The organism is Pseudomonas coleopterorum, assembly GCF_900105555.1.
GTDB classification, from domain to species: Bacteria; Pseudomonadota; Gammaproteobacteria; order Pseudomonadales; family Pseudomonadaceae; genus Aquipseudomonas; species Aquipseudomonas coleopterorum.
Genome location: NZ_FNTZ01000001.1, coordinates 14,114 through 30,535 on the forward strand (window position 1 = coordinate 14,114; position 16,422 = coordinate 30,535).

The window sequence follows — 16,422 nt, forward strand, 5'->3', positions numbered from 1 at the left end:
GCTCAGCCGCCCGCCCCGCTCCCACAGGGTGAACTCGACGGGTGCTACGCTTGTCGATGATGAATCGTCAATGCCCATAGGGATCACGCGTCATGGAAAGCCTGGCGATTTTGAAAGTATTTCACGTCGCTGCTACGGTCGTGCTGCTGGGCAGCGTGGTGGCCGTCATCTACCGTGCCTGGCGCAGTTGGAAAGGCGGCGACCGGCTGCCCTTCGCCAGTACCCTGCAACGGCCCTGGGTGTACGCCTGGGTGGTCATGGCCGTGAGCCTGGTGAGTTTTCCAGTGACCGGCTGGTGGCTGGTGCACCGGGTCGGCTGGCCTTTGGGGCAAACCTGGATTCTCACCGCCGCGGTGTTGTATGTGATCGGCGGTGGGGTCTGGCTGCTGCTGATCAATCGGGTGAATCGCCTGCGTCTGGCGACGGGACTCGATGAGGTCGTCGTTGCGGCCAAGCGGCGCAATGTCTTGATCATCGCGACCATGGCAGTGGTGGTGCTTTTGTCGATCATCGGACTGATGGTGACCAAGCCTGCCTGAGGCTGCGCATTCAGGCAGACCGCGGCGTATTCTTCGCGGCCGATGACCGCTCCTACGGTTGGCCGCGATCCCTGTGGGAGCGGGCTCTGCCCGCGAAGAGAACCTCGCGGTGGATCAGACAGACCGCGGCGCATTCTTCGCGGGCAAGCCCGCTCCCACAGTCAGGCAGACCGCGGCGCATTCTTCGCGGGCAAGCCCGCTCCCACAGTCAGGCAGACCGCGGCGCATTCTTCGCGGGCAAGCCCGCTCCCACAGTCAGGCAGACCGCGGCGCATTCTTCGCGGGCAAGCCCGCTCCCACAGTCAGACAGACCGCAGCGCATTCTTCGCGGGCAGAGTCCGCTCCCACAGTCAGGCAGACCGCGGCGCATTCTTCGCGGGCAGAGCCCGCTCCCACAGTGAGCAGTGAGCAGTTATCAGCGCAGGGAGATTTCCTTCCAGCCGCGGCGCTTGGCTTCTTCGTGCAGGCGGGGGTCCGGGTCGACCACCACCGGGTGGGTCACTTGCTCCAGCAGTGGCAGATCGTTCATCGAGTCGCTGTAGAAATAGCTGTCGTGCAGATCGTAGCCGTTTTCTTCCAGCCAGCGGTTCAGGCGCGTGACCTTGCCTTCCTTGAAGCAGGGCACATCGAAGCTGCGACCGGTGTAGCGGCCGTCGACGCTTTCCACTTCGGTGGCCAGCAGCGTTTCCACGCCCAGGCGCTCGGCGATCGGGCCGGTCACGAAGCGGTTGGTGGCGGTGATGATCACCAGCTTGTCGCCCGCGTCGCGATGCTGTTGCAGCAAGGCGGCGGCCTTGGGCAGCATGATCGGCTCGATGCAGTCACGCATGAAATCGCGATGCCATTCATCCAGTTGCGCCACGTCGGTCGCCGCGAGGATTTCCAGGGTGAAGTTCAGGTACTCATTCAAGTCCAGACGGCCTGCCAGGTAGTCCTGATAGAACTCATCGTTGCGTGCCTTGTAGGTGTCGGCATCGAGAATGCCGCGGGCGCACAGATAATCACCCCAGGCATGGTCGCTGTCGCCGCCGAGCAGCGTGTTGTCGAGGTCGAATAGGGCCAGGCGCATGAAATGACTCGCATTAAATGGGGAAAAGGCCCACAGAATACGGACTTTTCACATGCGTGCACATAAGCTACGCGGCGTCGTTGCTGCCTTCACAGGCTTTGTGGAACAATGCCAGAACATGCGTTTACGAGGTTGTTGCCGTGATCGACCCCGATGGTTTTCGCCCTAACGTTGGCATCATTCTCACCAATGACGCCGGTCAGGTGCTATGGGCTCGGCGTATCAATCAGGACGCCTGGCAATTTCCGCAAGGGGGTATCAACCCTCAGGAAACGCCGGAAGAGGCCTTGTACCGCGAGCTGAATGAAGAAGTCGGGCTGGAACGCCAGGATGTAGAAATACTTGCCTGCACCCGCGGCTGGTTGCGTTATCGTCTACCCCAACGCCTGGTGCGCACGCACAGCCAACCGTTGTGCATCGGCCAGAAACAGAAATGGTTCCTGCTGCGCCTGGTATCCAACGAGCAGCGCGTGCGCATGGACCTGACCGGCAAACCCGAGTTCGATGGCTGGCGCTGGGTCAGCTATTGGTACCCGCTGGGCCAGGTAGTGACATTCAAGCGCGAGGTCTACAGACGCGCGCTCAAAGAGCTAGCCCCGCGCCTTCTCTCGCGCGACTGACGACGGAGTTCGACCCCGAGCCATGCTCAATACGCTGCGCAAGATCGTCCAGGAAGTCAACTCCGCCAAGGATCTCAAGTCGGCGCTGGGGATCATTGTGCAACGCGTCAAGGAAGCCATGGGCAGCCAGGTCTGCTCGGTGTACCTGCTGGATCTGGAAACCAATCGCTTCGTGCTGATGGCCACCGAAGGCCTCAACAAGCGCTCCATCGGCAAGGTCAGCATGGCCCCTAACGAAGGCCTTGTAGGCCTGGTGGGCACGCGCGAAGAACCGCTCAACCTGGAAAACGCCGCCGGCCACCCGCGTTATCGCTACTTTGCCGAAACCGGCGAGGAGCGCTACGCGTCCTTCCTCGGCACGCCGATCATTCACCACCGGCGCGTGGTGGGGGTGCTGGTGATCCAGCAAAAGGAGCGGCGTCAGTTCGACGAGGGCGAAGAAGCCTTTCTGGTCACCATGAGCGCGCAATTGGCGGGGGTGATCGCTCACGCCGAAGCCACCGGCTCGATCCGTGGCCTGGGACGTCAGGGCAAGGGCATCCAGGAAGCGCGCTTCGTCGGCGTGCCCGGTTCGCCCGGCGCGGCCGTGGGGACCGCAGTGGTCATGCTGCCGCCGGCCGACCTGGACGTGGTGCCCGACAAGAGTGTCAGCGACATCGATGCCGAACTGGCGTTGTTCCAGAACGCGCTGGAAGGCGTGCGCAACGACATGCGCACCCTGTCGGCGAAACTGGCCACCCAGCTGCGCCCCGAAGAGCGGGCGCTGTTCGACGTCTACCTGATGATGCTCGATGACGCTTCGCTGGGCAGCGAAGTGACCAACGTGATCAAGACCGGGCAATGGGCCCAGGGTGCGCTGCGCCACGTCGTCACCGAGCACGTCAACCGTTTCGAATTGATGGACGACGCCTACCTGCGCGAGCGCGCCTCCGACGTCAAGGACCTGGGGCGGCGCCTGCTCGCCTACCTGCAGGAGGCGCGTCAGCAAACCCTAGTCTACCCCGACAACACCATCCTGATCAGCGAAGAACTGTCGCCGGCAATGCTCGGCGAGGTGCCGGAAGGCAAGCTGGTGGGCCTGGTGTCGGTCCTGGGCTCGGGCAACTCCCACGTTGCCATCCTGGCGCGCGCCATGGGCATCCCGACGGTGATGGGCCTGGTCGACCTGCCGTATTCCAAGGTCGATGGCATCAAGATGATCGTCGATGGCTACCACGGCGAGGTCTACACCAACCCCAGCGACATTCTCAGCAAGCAGTTCGCCGATGTGGTCGAGGAGGAGCGGCAACTGGCGCTGGGCCTAGACGCCCTGCGCGAATTGCCCTGCGTGACCCTCGACGGCCACCGCATGCCGCTGTGGGTCAACACCGGTCTGCTGGCCGATGTGGCCCGTGCGCAGCAGCGCGGCGCCGAGGGCGTGGGCCTGTACCGCACCGAAGTGCCGTTCATGATCAACCAGCGCTTCCCCAGCGAGAAGGAACAGCTGGCCATCTACCGTGAACAGTTGGCCGCCTTCCACCCGCTGCCGGTGACCATGCGCAGTCTGGACATTGGCGGCGACAAGTCGCTGTCGTATTTCCCCATCAAGGAAGAGAACCCGTTCCTGGGCTGGCGCGGCATCCGCGTGACCCTCGACCACCCGGAAATCTTCCTCGTGCAGGCCCGCGCCATGCTCAAGGCCAGCGAGGGTTTGAACAACCTGCGCATCCTGCTGCCGATGATCTCGGGGACCCACGAGCTGGAAGAGGCTCTGCACCTGATTCACCGGGCCTGGGGCGAGGTGCGCGACGAGGGCACCGACGTGCCGATGCCGCCGGTGGGCGTGATGATCGAGATCCCTGCGGCGGTGTATCTGACCAAGGAGCTGGCGCGCCAGGTCGACTTCCTTTCGGTGGGCTCGAACGACCTGACCCAATACCTGCTGGCTGTGGACCGCAACAACCCGCGCGTGGCCGACCTCTACGATTACCTGCACCCGGCCGTGCTGCAGGCTCTGCAGCATGTGGTCACCGAGGCGCATGCCGAAGGCAAGCCGGTGAGCATCTGTGGCGAAATGGCCGGCGACCCGGCTGCGGCGATACTGTTGATGGCGATGGGTTTCGACAGCCTGTCGATGAACGCTACCAACTTGCCGAAAGTGAAGTGGATGCTGCGTCAGGTCAATCTGAGCAAGGCCAAGGAACTGCTGGCCCAGTTGAGCAAGATCGACAACCCGCAAGTTATCCACAGCTCGCTGCAGCTGGCCCTGAAGAACCTGGGCCTGTCGCGGATGATCAATCCGAGTACACCGAAGAAGCACTGAAGCGCCTGACCTGTGGCAGCCCTCTATGTGGCTGCCACAGGTTTGCCGCTAATAGCCGGTGCCCGGTTCCACAAGACCGACCATGCCCTCACCTCGTTGATGCCTGCGGATGTTCTCCAGCAGTACCTCGAAGGCCGAGTGCGGATCGGTCATGGCGCCGATGTGCGGGGTCAGCCAGATTTTCGGATGGTCGAGGAAGGGGTGATCGCTGCGTGGCGGCTCTTCTTGCAGCACATCGACGATTGCATGGGCCAGATGGCCCGAGTCCAGCGCCGCCAACAAGTCCGCTTCCACCAGATGGCCACCACGGCCCAGGTTGATCAGGCTCGCGCCCGCGGGCAGCGCGGCGAAGGTCCGGGCATCGAGGATGCCGGCCGTGTCGCTGGTCAGGGGCAACAGGCACAGCAGGATGTCGCAGTTGCCCAGGAACTCCGGCAACTGGTCGCGGCCGCCGTAGCAGCGTACGTCCGGGAGGGTCTTGAGTGTGCGTGACCAGCCACTCAAGGCGAAGCCGAACGGGCGCAGCGCTTGCAATGCCGCCTGGCCCAGGTTGCCCAGGCCCATCACACCTACCCGACGCTTGCCGGCGGCCAGCAGTGGATGGGTCTTCCATACGCCTTGGCGCTGTTGCTGCAGGTAGGTTGGCATCTGTCGATGCAGGCCCAGCACGGCGAAGCCGACGTACTCGATGATGCCTTGGGCGATGCCGGGGTCGAGCATGCGCACCACGCTGACCGATTCGGGCACATGGGCAAGGTCGAACTGGTCGACCCCCGCCGAGGTGGCAAACACAACCTGCAACTGCGGGAATTGCTTATACAGGTCCGCAGGCGGCTGCCAGGCCGCGAAATAGCGCACCTGCGCCGGGTCGCCGATGTCCGGCCAGAAGCGCAGGGGGATATCCGGTGCATGCTCGGCGAACAAGGCTTTCCAGGCCGACGCACGCTCGTCGGGGACTTTGAACAGCAGCGTCATAAGGCGGGCTCTCATGGACCATCGGGGTTTACACCGACGATGCCAGATCGCGGCGCAACATTCTCCCGAATCGAGCGGGTCAAACAGAACAGTCGTCCGTAAGAGCGGTGCCGTGTGGGAGCAAGACTCTGTGGGAGCGGGCTCTGCCCGCGAACGGGGCGCCGCGGTGTGTCAGAGGTACCGCAGCGCTTGCTTCGCGGGCAGAGCCCGCTCCCACAGGGGCGCTGTGGTGTGTCAGGGGTACTGCGGTGTTTTTTTCGCGGGCGGAGCCCGCTCCCACAGGGGCGCTGTGGTGTGTCAGGGGTACTGCGGTGTTTTTTTCGCGGGCAGAGCCCGCTCCCACAGGGAGCGGTGATAGCCTTTTCCCACGGCGCACTGCCGATAATCTGTGGAGCATTGGCACCTTGTGGGAGCGGGCTCTGCCCGCGAAGGCTTCACTGCAGTACACCTGACGCACTGCGGCGCTTGTTTCGCGGGCAGAGCCCGCTCCCACAGGGGAGCGGTGATAGCCTTTTCCCACGGCGCACTGCTGATAGCCTGTGGAGCATTGGGACCTTGTGGGAGCGGGCTCTGCCCGCGAAGGCTTCACCGCGGTACACCCGACACACTGCGGTGCCTGTTTCGCGGGCAGAGCCCGCTCCCACAGGGGCGCTGGGGTGCGTCAGAGGTACTGTGGCGTCAACAGGCGGCGGCGATGGCCTCGCCCAAGGCGCGGGTGGTACCGGTGCCGCCGATATCGGCGGTAAGGGGCGCCTGTTCAGGGCCCATGGCCAGGACCTTTTCGATGGCCGCCAGAACTGCCGCACCTGCCTCCGGATGGCCGAGGTGTTCGAGCATCATGGCGCCGCACCAGATCTGCCCGATCGGATTGGCCACGCCCTTGCCGGCGATGTCCGGCGCCGAGCCGTGCACCGGTTCGAACAGGCTGGGGAAGGTGCGCTCCGGGTTGATGTTGGCCGACGGCGCAATACCGATGGTGCCGGTGCAGGCCGGACCCAGGTCGGAGAGGATGTCGCCGAACAGGTTGCTGGCCACCACCACATCGAACCAGTCCGGGTGCAGCACGAAGTTGGCCGTGAGAATGTCGATGTGGTACTTGTCGACGTTGACGTCCGGGTACTGCTTGCCCATTTCGGCCACGCGTTCGTCCCAGTACGGCATGGTGATGGCAATGCCGTTGGATTTGGTCGCCGAGGTCAGGTGCTTCTTGGGTCGGCTTTGCGCCAGGTCGTAGGCGAACTTGAGAATGCGGTCCACGCCAACGCGGGTCATCACCGTTTCCTGAAGGACGATCTCGCGGTCGGTGCCGGGGAACATCTTGCCGCCTACGCTGGAGTACTCGCCTTCGGTGTTCTCGCGCACAACCCAGAAATCGATGTCGCCAGGCTTGCGATTGGCCAGTGGTGCCTTGACCCCAGGCATCAAGCGGCAGGGACGCAGGTTGACGTACTGGTCGAACTCGCGGCGGAATTGCAGCAGCGAATCCCACAGCGAAACATGGTCGGGCACCACATCGGGCCAGCCCACGGCACCGAAGTAGATCGCGTCGTAGCCCTTGAGCGTTTCGAACCAGTCATCGGGCATCATCTTGCCGTGAGCCAGGTAGTAATCGGCACTGGCGAAGTCGAACCAGTCCCACTGCAAGTGCAGGTCGTGGCGGGCGGCCACGGCGTCGAGCACGCGAACCCCTTCGGGCATGACTTCCTTGCCGATGCCGTCACCGGGGATCACCGCGATCTTGTAAGTGGACTTGCTCATGCTGCACTCCAGTCATTGATGCATGGGTTGATGAACCTGTGGACTCAGTGTAATCAGTGTCAAAGGATTAATAATTGGCCTGCCGGTTAAGCCATTCTTAGATTCAGGTAAACAATCCATGAGCATGATCGATGACCTGAGCTTCTTTCAGCAGGTGGCGACTCGCGCCAGCCTGACCGACGTCGCGCGCCACTTGGGTCTTTCACTGCCGGCGGTGAGCAAGCGTCTGAGCCAGCTGGAGCAGCGCCTGGGCGTGCAGTTACTGCAACGCACGACGCGACGCTTGTCGCTGACCCCCGAAGGCGAGCTGTACCTGGAGGGCGGGCGGCCGATTCTGCGCCAGCTCGATGAACTGGAAAGTGCGCTGGGTACGCGTCAGCCGACGCTGCATGGCCGGTTGCGGATCAATGCCACCCTGGGCTTTGGCCGCAGGCACCTGGCCCGGGTGGTCTCGACATTTGCGCGCCTGCACCCTGAATTGGAAGTGTCCCTGGAGCTGAGCAGCCAGCCGATGAGTCTGCTCGACGATCAGTTCGACCTGGGTGTGTTCATGGGCGAGCCGCCCGATTCACGGCTCATCGCCATCCGTCTGCTGGAGAATCCACGGGTGCTGTGCGCGGCGCCCGGATACCTTGAGAACATGCCTGCACCGACTCAGGTGGCCGATCTGGCGGCGCACAATTGCATCGTGCTGCGCCAGTTCGGCAGCGATTACGCCATCTGGCGCTTTCACAAGGACGGCCGCGACTATGCGCACAAGGTCACTGGGACGCTGTCGAGCAATGACGGCGAGGTGGCGCTGGGCTGGGCGCTGGACGGTCACGGTGTGATCCTGCGCTCGCGCTGGGATGTGCAGGCGCATCTGGAGAGTGGCCGGTTGCAGGCGCTGCTGACCGACCACCAGGCGCCGCAGGCCGACGTGTACGCGGTGTACCAGCAACGGGGTCACACGCCCCAGCGCATCGTCGCCTTCATGCATTACCTGCGCGAGGCGCTTGGCCAACGATTGCCGTTCGCTATGCTGGAACACGGCTGACCGGCACCTGCGTCCCGTAGCAGCGGCGCGAGCCGCGTCCGGCCTGCATGCGGTGGGTCAGGTGTACCACGGCGTTGGTGACGCGGCTCGCGCCGCTGCTACAGGGGCTTGTTTTGCGTTTGGGGTCCATGCGGTGGGTCAGGTGTACCGCGGCGTCGGTGACGCGGCTTGCGCCGCTGCTACAGGGGGTGTGCCGGGGTTGGGGCTCATAACCTGAGATCATGGTGATACTGACTAATGGTGCATTGTCGTCCTGGGTTTTCGTCTTGTACCTTCCAGCGATCCCGCTCGGTCGAACAAAAATACAGAACCGGTGCAAACATGGGTTACCCGTCGAGGTTTTTGTCGCTGCCGAATTAATCTACCTACAGGATGATTTGCCATGAAAACCTTGTCTTTCGGTGCTGTTCTATCCCTGTTGTACGTGGCCATGGCGTGCGCAACGACCGCTCAGGCCGAGCAGATTACCTTCGTCTCCCAAGGTGGCGTCTACCAGGAAGCGCAAACCAAGGCCATCCTCGACCCGGCCGCCAAACTGCTGGGTATCACCATCAAGCAGGACAGCGTTCCGGACGCCTGGCCCATGGTCAAGGCCCAGGGCGAAACCGGCAAGCCGGTGTGGGACGTGATCGACACCCCACCTTCGAACTGCCTCCGCGGCGGCCGCGAAGGCCTGATCGAACCGCTGGACCTGGCGAAGATGCCCAACGTAAAGGGCATGCCCGAAGCCTATCGCACGCCGTATTCGGTGGCCTATGAGTTCTATTCCTCGGTCCTGGGCTACAACACCAAGACCCTGAAGAAGGTGCCGCAGAGCTGGGCCGACTTCTGGAACGTCAAGGACTTCCCCGGCACCCGCGCCTTGCGCAACGACCCCATGGGCACCCTGGAAGCGGCGCTGATCTCCGACGGTGTGCCGCGCGACAAGCTCTACCCGCTGGACGTCGACCGCGCCTACAAGCGCCTGGCCCAGATCAAGCCGGACATTGCCGTGTGGTGGAGTTCAGGCGGGCAGTCGGCGCAGCTGCTCAATGACGGTGAAGTGGACATGCTGATGATCTGGAACGGCCGCGTGGGTGCGGTGAAGAAAGACAACGCCGATGTCGACTTCACCTACAACGACGGCATCCTGCAGAACACCCAGCTGTGCATTCTCAAGAACGCGCCGAACCTGGCCCAGGCGGTCAAGTTCGTCGACACTGCTGTGTCGCCCGAGCTGCAGGCCGACCTGCCCAAGTACATCGATTACGGGCCAGGCAACCCGGCCGCCTTCGCCACCGGCAAGCTCAGCGCCGAACGGGGCAAGGAGCTGCCGAGCTCGCCGGAAAACGCCGCCAAGCAGGCGCTGATGTCCGAAGAGTGGTGGTCGTCGGCCGAAGGCATTGCCGCCAAGGACCGTTGGTTGAAATTCGTCCAGTAAGGCGGCCGCAAGCGTGATCGACTATCTGATTCTCGGCGGTGGCAGCGCGGGCTGCGTGCTGGCCGCGCGGCTGTCCGAAGACCCGAACAAGCGCGTGTGCCTGGTGGAAGCGGGGCGTGACATTGCGCCGGGCAAGATGCCCGCGGCCATTGCCAGCCGGTACCCCGGTCGTGCCTATCTGGATGTACGCAACATCTGGCAGCGCCTGACCGCGCGCATGGCCGCCCAGGGCAGTCGTCGCTACGAGCAGGCGCGCCTGCTCGGGGGTGGCTCGGCGATCAATGCGCTGATGACCAATCGCGGTGCGCCGGACGACTACGATGAGTGGGGACGGTTGGGCGCCGAGGGCTGGAGCTGGGACAGCTGCCTGCCGTACTTTCGCAAGCTGGAAACCGACTGTGATTTCAGCGGACCCTTGCACGGTGATACCGGACCGGTGCGCATCCGGCGTACGGCACCGGCGTTCCTGTCGCCCTTCGTCAAGGCGGTCATGGGGGTGTTGGCGTCCCGTGGCTTGCCCATTCGGGCGGACCAGAACGGAGAGTGGCAGGATGGCGTCTACGTGGGCGCGATCGGGGTGAGCGAGCAGGGCGAGCGGATTCCGGTGTCAGTGTGCTACCTCACCAACGAGGTTCGTGCGCGGCCCAACCTGACGCTGCGTACCGAGTGTGTGGTGGACCGTGTGTTGTTCAGGGGCACGCAGGCCGTCGGTGCGCGCGTGCTGGATCGGGCTGGCGCGGTCGAAGAGCTGCACGCGGCAGAGGTGATCGTCTGTGCCGGGGCGATCCACAGTCCAGCGCTGTTGATCCGCAGCGGGGTCGGACCGCTGGACCAATTGCTGGACCTGGGCGTGCCGCTGGTGGCAGACCGGCCAGGCGTGGGCGGCAATCTGATGGAGCATCCGTCGATCGCTGTGTCGGCGCTGCTGACGACACAAGGACGCACGCCGCACGTCGACGAGCATCACGAACAGGCGATCGTGCGTTTTTCATCCGGGCTGCCGGGCACTGTGCCGGGTGACATGCACGGGGCGATCCTCTCGCGTTCCGGCTGGCATTCGGTGGGTTACCGTTTGGGCACGATGTTCTTCTGGGTGAATAAATCCTACTCGCGCGGACGGGTGCAGGTGACGTCGCTGGATCCGTTGCAGGAACCGGATGTCCGTTTTTCGATGCTGTCCGAAGCACGCGACCTGCAGCGTTTGAAGCAGGCCCTGCGCATGGGCGCCGAGACGTTGTCGGCACCGGGCCTGAACCCATTGCGCTCCGTGGTGTTTCCATCGAGCTACTCGCCAAGGGTGGCCAAGGTGGCCATGCCGGGACGCTTCAATGCCTTGCAGCGCGGGGTGTTAAGCCTGCTGCTGGACATAGCCGGCCCCTTGCGCGGATGGGTGGTGCGTGGCCTGGTGACCCAAGGGGTCACCCTGGACAAGCTGTTGGCCGACGATCGAGCATTGAGCGAATTCGTGCGAGCCAACGTGGGTGGCACCTGGCATCCGTCGGGTACCTGCCGCATGGGCCGGGCGGACGATCCCCAAGCCGTGACCTCGAGCGATGGTCGGGTGATCGGCGTGACGGGATTGCGGGTGTGCGATGCGTCGCTGATGCCGGCGATTCCGTGCGCCAACACCAACGTGCCGACCATCATGATCGCCGAGCGCATCGCGGATCTGATCAAGGCGGGGTGACGCTGCGGTGTTTCAGGCCCCCCAGCCGACGATTCCCTTCACCTCCAGAAACGCTTCCAGGCCCCACTCGGCATATTCGCGGCCATTGCCGGACTGCTTGTAACCCCCGAATGGGGCTGCGGGATCCCAGCTGGGGTAGTTGATGTAGACACTCCCGGCGCGCATCTGCAAGGCCACCTGGCGAGCGCGCTCCAGGCTCGCTGACTGTACGTGCGCCGCCAGCCCGAACACGCTGTCATTGGCCATGCGCACCGCGTCCTGTTCATCGGCATACGGCTGGATCACCAGCACCGGGCCGAAGATCTCTTCGCGGGCAATGGTCATCTGCGCATCCACCCCGGCGAAGATCGTCGGCTGCACGTAGTAGCCAGTGCCCAGACCGGCTGGCCGGCCCAGGCCGCCGCACACCAACTGCGCGCCTTCGTCGATGCCGATGGCGATCATCCGCTGGATCGCCCGGTATTGCCGCTCGCTGATGACCGGGCCCAGGGTTGTCGAAGGATCGTCGGGCGCGCCGACTCGATGGGTCGATGCCGCCTGGCGAGCGATGGCCACGGCGCGATCGTGCAGCGCGGCGGGCACCAGCATGCGTGTCGGTGCGTTGCAGGACTGGCCGCTGTTGCCGAAACAGCCGTTGACCCCCGCCGTCACGGCCGCCTGCAGGTCCACATCGTCGAGCAGGATGTTCGCTGACTTACCGCCCAGTTCCTGATGCACGCGCTTGACCGTCGGCGCGGCCAGGCGCGCCACTTCCACGCCGGCCCGGGTCGAGCCGGTGAACGAGACCATGTCCACGTCCGGATGACACGCCATGGCGGCACCCACAGTGGGGCCGTCGCCATTGATCAGGTTGAACACACCCGCGGGCACTCCGGCGTCGTGCATCACTTCAGCGAAAATGAGTGCGTTGATCGGCGCGATTTCGCTGGGTTTGAGGACCAGGGTGCAGCCGGCTGCCAAGGCGGGTGCCACTTTGCAGGCGATCTGGTTGATCGGCCAGTTCCAGGGGGTGATCAAGGCCACCACGCCAACGGGTTCTTGGTTGATCAGCGTGGTGCCGCGGCTCTTGCGAAACTCGAAGCTGTCCAGGGTACGCAGCATCTGCTCCAAGTGCCGCTTGCCGATGCCGGCCTGCCAGTCATGGGCCAGGGCCTGCGGCGCGCCGACTTCCTGCATGATGGCGGCGGCGATGTCGTCGTAGCGGGCCATGAACGACTCGAGAATTCGTTCGAGCAGCGCCTTGCGCTCGGCTGGAGTGGTAAAGGCAAACTCGGCAAAGGCCCGCCGCGCCGCCGCAACGGCTGCATCGACATCAGCCTGCTCACCCAAGGCGATTTCGGCAAAGGCCTGCTCGGTGGCCGGGTTGATCACCGCCAGGCGCCGCGCGCCGGAGGGCTCGACCCAGCGACCGTCTATATAGAACTTCAACGCGTTGTCCAAAATCGCTCTCCACCCATGATGAAAAAAACCGATGCCCCTGCGTACCCGTAGCAGCGGCGCGAGCCGCGCCCGGGGTTGTGCGGTGTGTCAGGCATACCGTATGTGCCGCCGACGCGGCTTGCGCCGCTGCTACAGGGACAGCGCACGCGTCCGGGGGTGTGCGGTGCGTCAGGCATACCGTGTGTGCCGCCGACGCGGCTTGCATCACCCCTGTAGCAGCGGCGCGAGCCACGTCCGGGGGTGTGCGGTGTGTCAGGCATACCGTGTGTGTCGCCGACGCGGCTTGCGCCGCTGCTACAGGGGACCGCGCACTTGGTTGGGGTTGTGCGGTTTGTCTGACAGACCGCACGCGTCGCCGACGTGTCAGGATAGGAAGGGTTTCAGTGTCGCGGCAATTTACTAATAGTTTTCCCAGGCATAAACTCAGGTCATGTCCAATCTTCGTAGAAAGCTGCCCAGTTCCGGCTCCTTGTTCGTTTTCGAGGCGGCGGCGCGTTGCGGCAGTTTTACCCGGGCGGCCGACGAGCTGTGCGTCAGTCAGCCTGCGGTCAGCCGCATGCTTTCGCGGTTGGAAGATCATCTCGGGGTGCAGCTGTTCGAGCGTGTCCGTGGCGGCGCGCGGCTCACCGAAAGCGGGACCATTCTCTATCGCCGGGTCCAGGAAGGCTTCGACACCATCGAATCGGCCATCAGCGAAATCTCCGCCCGCGCCACGGGTATGGAGACCATCACCCTGTCGGTGTCCACTGCGTTCACCACTCACTGGCTGATGCCGCGCATGAGCCGTTTCAGCGAACGTTTTCCTTCGGTGGACATGCGCTACCAGCTGATGTCCGGGCGCATCGGCGGGCCGTTGATGGATGTCGACCTGGGCATGCGCTACCTCGACGTCGGCAGCGTCAAAGCCGCAGACAGCCTGGTTCTGCCGGAAATCACCCTGCCTGTGTGCAGCCCCCAGTACCGCTCCGCAGTGCCGGGCGGCAAGGGCAAAAGTGCAGCCCCGGCGCTGATCCACATGGACAACCAGGACCGCGCCTGGGCCGCGCCTTTCGACCACGGCGGGCGTATCGACAGTGCCCTGGTGTTTTCCGATTATGCCGTGGTCGTGCAGGCGGCTTTGCTCGGTCAGGGTATGGCACTGGGTTGGCTCAACGTGGTGTCGCACTGCCTGGCCAACGGACAACTGCTGCCGGTGGGCGATGCGGTGACCGTCAGTGCCCGGCGCTGCTGCCTGGTGACCCCGGCCAACCGTCCCAGCCGGCCGATCGTCGACAGCGTGCGCCAGTGGATCATCGAAGAGATGCAGGCTGACATCGCGCGAATCGACCTGCTTTATCCTCAGCTGGACCTGGCCGGAAAGATCGCCGAGGCCTCCTGAACCCAGGTATGCCGCGATCGCGGGAAAAACGGTAGGTTATGCCCTCAGGTAAGGACAAAACAGAACATATGGCGATTCACCCGGCTGATAATTGAACCACACCCAGCACCTTCCCTTGGTTCATCCTGCGGAGCGCCCTATGTCATTCAAGCAGTTCAAAGCCCTGACGTTCGATGTTGTCGGCACCCTGATCGATTTCGAAGCCGGCATTCTCAACCACGTGCGCGAAGTGGCCGGTGAAGCGGGCAAGGCGTGCAGCGACGACGACATTCTCAAGGCCTACCGCGAAGCCCGTGCCATGCCCGATTCGGGTTGGTGGCCGGACGACCTGGAGCGCTGCTACCACCTGATCGCCGGCAAGCTCGGCCTGCCGGACAACGACGAATATGCCCGCGGCCTGGCACTGGCCGTGGAAAACTTCCCCGCCTTCCCGGACTCGGTCGAAGCGCTCAAGCGTCTGCACAAGCACTTCAAGCTGGTGGCCACCACCAATTCGCAGATCTGGGCCCTGAACCACATGGCCAAGACCCTCGACGAGCCCTTCGATGTGCGGGTGACGGTCGACGACGTGCGCTTCGAGAAGCCCGATCCGCAGTTCTTCGCCTACACCCGTGGCGTACTGGCCACGCAAGGCATCGTCTTCGAAGAGATTCTTCACGTCGCCCAGAGCCAGTACCACGACATCGGCGTGGCCATGCGTCTGGGCTACCAGACCTGCTGGATCGAGCGTCGCCACGCGCAGAAAGGCAGCGGCGGCACCCTGGAATCCGAGCACACCAAGCCGCATTACCACTTCACCTCGCTGGCGCAACTGGCCGACGCGGTCGAGCAGGAACTGGGCTGACAACCGCGGCGCTCATCTGGAGCGCCGCCTCTCGTGGAAACCGGCTATGACTGTGAAGAGTTTGTGGGCGGCCACCGCCCGACCGGGGCCGGCACTGCAAGCGCTGCAGGGCGACCGGCAGTGCGACGTGGTGATCGTCGGCGCCGGCTATACCGGGCTCTCGGCGGCGCATCACATTGCCCTGAGCGGTCGCGAGCCGTTGATTCTGGAAGCCAATACCCTGGCCTGGGGGGCCAGCGGCCGGAACGGCGGCGTGGTGTCGCCCAAGTTTCGGGTCGGCTTTGCGACCCTGATGCAACGCTTCGACCGTGACACGGCGTTGCACATGTACCGCACCGGCTATGCCGCTGTGGACAGCCTGGTGGAAATGGTCGAAAGCCTGGGCATCGAAGACGCCCAACTGCACATGGGTGGGCACATCGCCGCGGCCCACAACGAGCTTGCCCTGACCGGGCTGCGCAACACCGCCGAGTGGATCAAGCGCGAAACCGGCGGCGAGTCGTCACGGATGATCGATGCCGCCCAGGTGCAGGAAATGACCGGATCGAGCATTTTTCACGGTGGGCTGCTGACGCCGAAGGCGGGCGGCATTCACCCCCTCAACTACGCCCGTGGCATGGCCAACAGCCTGCACGAACGGGGCGTGAAGATGTTCATCAACAGCCCGGCGTTGCAGGTTCGCCAAGAGGCTGACCGGGTGATCGTGCAAACGCCTCAGGGTCGGGTCAGTGCCAAACAGGTGGTGTGTGCCACCAATGGCTATTCCGACCAGAGCGCCGCGACCGACACCCTGCATCGACGACTGATCCCGTTTCGCAGCGCCATCATCGCCACCGCACCACTGCCCGCCGACGTACTGGCCAGACTCATGCCCGGCGGTCAGGTCTGTGGCGACACCAAGCGCATGCTGCGCTGGTTCCGCGTGGTTGGCGACCGGCTGATCTTCGGTGGCCGCGGTGCGTTCGGCAAGAACGACTCGGACAGTGCCTTCGCCACCCTGCAACGCAGCATGGGCGTGGTGTTCCCGATTCTGCGTGACCAGCCCGTGACGTTTCGCTGGTCGGGCCTGGTGGCCATGACCCTCGATTACCTGCCTCACGCCGGTCAGCTGGACCCGCGCAGCTTCTACGCCATCGGCTACAACGGCGGCGGTGTGGCGATGTCCACCTACATGGGCAAGCAACTGGCGGCCATGACTGCCGGCGAGCCGGTGCAGCTGGGGCTGCTGGCGGGCGATACCTTCAAACCCATTCCCCTGCATGCCTTCCGCGCGCCCGGTGTACGCCTGGCCGCCGGTTGGCAACAACTGCTGGATGCCATCGGCCGCTGAGCCGCGAACCTCATTGCCAAGACG

The 16,422-nt window shown here is 64.1% G+C and carries 13 protein-coding genes; 9 read left to right on the plus strand and 4 right to left on the minus strand.

What is annotated here, in order from left to right:
* Positions 1 to 92: 92 nt before the first annotated feature.
* Positions 93 to 539 (plus strand): DUF2269 family protein, encoded by a 447-nt coding sequence (locus BLV18_RS00060; protein ID WP_090355168.1) that lies wholly within the window; start codon positions 93 to 95, stop codon positions 537 to 539.
* Between the two features lie 415 nt (positions 540 to 954).
* Here the strand turns inward: BLV18_RS00060 and BLV18_RS00065 are convergent, their stop codons facing one another.
* Positions 955 to 1,608: a histidinol-phosphatase gene (locus tag BLV18_RS00065; protein ID WP_090355170.1), complete on the minus strand. Its 654-nt coding sequence runs from the start codon at positions 1,606 to 1,608 to the stop codon at positions 955 to 957.
* Positions 1,609 to 1,748: 140 nt separating this feature from the next.
* Between BLV18_RS00065 and BLV18_RS00070 the strand changes: the two genes are divergently transcribed.
* Positions 1,749 to 2,228: an RNA pyrophosphohydrolase gene (locus BLV18_RS00070; RefSeq protein ID WP_043191776.1), complete on the plus strand. Its 480-nt coding sequence runs from the start codon at positions 1,749 to 1,751 to the stop codon at positions 2,226 to 2,228.
* 22 nt (positions 2,229 to 2,250) lie between these two features.
* The gene (gene ptsP, locus BLV18_RS00075) at positions 2,251 to 4,530 is read left to right on the plus strand and encodes a phosphoenolpyruvate--protein phosphotransferase (RefSeq protein ID WP_049861579.1); all 2,280 of its coding nucleotides are present in this window, start codon (positions 2,251 to 2,253) and stop codon (positions 4,528 to 4,530) included.
* Between the two features lie 48 nt (positions 4,531 to 4,578).
* Here ptsP and BLV18_RS00080 read toward each other — a convergent pair whose 3' ends face one another.
* Both BLV18_RS00080 and BLV18_RS00085 read right to left on the minus strand, forming a co-directional pair.
* Positions 4,579 to 5,505 (minus strand): 2-hydroxyacid dehydrogenase, encoded by a 927-nt coding sequence (locus BLV18_RS00080; RefSeq protein WP_090355173.1) that lies wholly within the window; start codon positions 5,503 to 5,505, stop codon positions 4,579 to 4,581.
* Positions 5,506 to 6,183: 678 nt separating this feature from the next.
* Positions 6,184 to 7,263, minus strand: coding sequence for a tartrate dehydrogenase (locus BLV18_RS00085; RefSeq protein WP_090355176.1), 1,080 nt, complete (start codon positions 7,261 to 7,263; stop codon positions 6,184 to 6,186).
* Between the two features lie 118 nt (positions 7,264 to 7,381).
* Here BLV18_RS00085 and BLV18_RS00090 point away from each other — a divergent pair, with 118 nt between their 5' ends.
* The 3 genes from BLV18_RS00090 (at position 7,382) to BLV18_RS00100 (ending at position 11,406) form a co-directional block, all read left to right on the plus strand.
* Entirely contained in the window at positions 7,382 to 8,299 is a 918-nt protein-coding gene (locus tag BLV18_RS00090) for a LysR substrate-binding domain-containing protein (protein ID WP_090355179.1), read from the plus strand.
* A gap of 382 nt (positions 8,300 to 8,681) precedes the next feature.
* Positions 8,682 to 9,719: an ABC transporter substrate-binding protein gene (locus BLV18_RS00095; RefSeq protein ID WP_090355183.1), complete on the plus strand. Its 1,038-nt coding sequence runs from the start codon at positions 8,682 to 8,684 to the stop codon at positions 9,717 to 9,719.
* Between the two features lie 13 nt (positions 9,720 to 9,732).
* Entirely contained in the window at positions 9,733 to 11,406 is a 1,674-nt protein-coding gene (locus BLV18_RS00100; RefSeq protein WP_090355186.1) for a GMC family oxidoreductase, read from the plus strand.
* Between the two features lie 12 nt (positions 11,407 to 11,418).
* On the opposite strand, the gene BLV18_RS00105 is transcribed toward BLV18_RS00100, so the two are convergent.
* Positions 11,419 to 12,846 carry an aldehyde dehydrogenase family protein gene (locus BLV18_RS00105; protein WP_090355189.1) on the minus strand — a complete coding sequence of 476 codons (1,428 nt, stop codon included), beginning with the start codon at positions 12,844 to 12,846 and terminating at the stop codon, positions 11,419 to 11,421.
* 430 nt (positions 12,847 to 13,276) lie between these two features.
* On the opposite strand from BLV18_RS00105, the gene BLV18_RS00110 reads away from it, so the two are divergent.
* From BLV18_RS00110 to BLV18_RS00120, 3 genes are all read left to right on the plus strand, one after another.
* Positions 13,277 to 14,224: a LysR family transcriptional regulator gene (locus BLV18_RS00110; RefSeq protein ID WP_056844549.1), complete on the plus strand. Its 948-nt coding sequence runs from the start codon at positions 13,277 to 13,279 to the stop codon at positions 14,222 to 14,224.
* 139 nt (positions 14,225 to 14,363) lie between these two features.
* Positions 14,364 to 15,068 carry an HAD-IA family hydrolase gene (locus BLV18_RS00115; protein ID WP_049861587.1) on the plus strand — a complete coding sequence of 235 codons (705 nt, stop codon included), beginning with the start codon at positions 14,364 to 14,366 and terminating at the stop codon, positions 15,066 to 15,068.
* A gap of 46 nt (positions 15,069 to 15,114) precedes the next feature.
* Positions 15,115 to 16,398, plus strand: a complete 1,284-nt coding sequence (locus BLV18_RS00120) for an NAD(P)/FAD-dependent oxidoreductase (protein ID WP_167375899.1) — start codon at positions 15,115 to 15,117, stop codon at positions 16,396 to 16,398.
* The last annotated feature ends 24 nt before the right edge of the window (positions 16,399 to 16,422 follow it).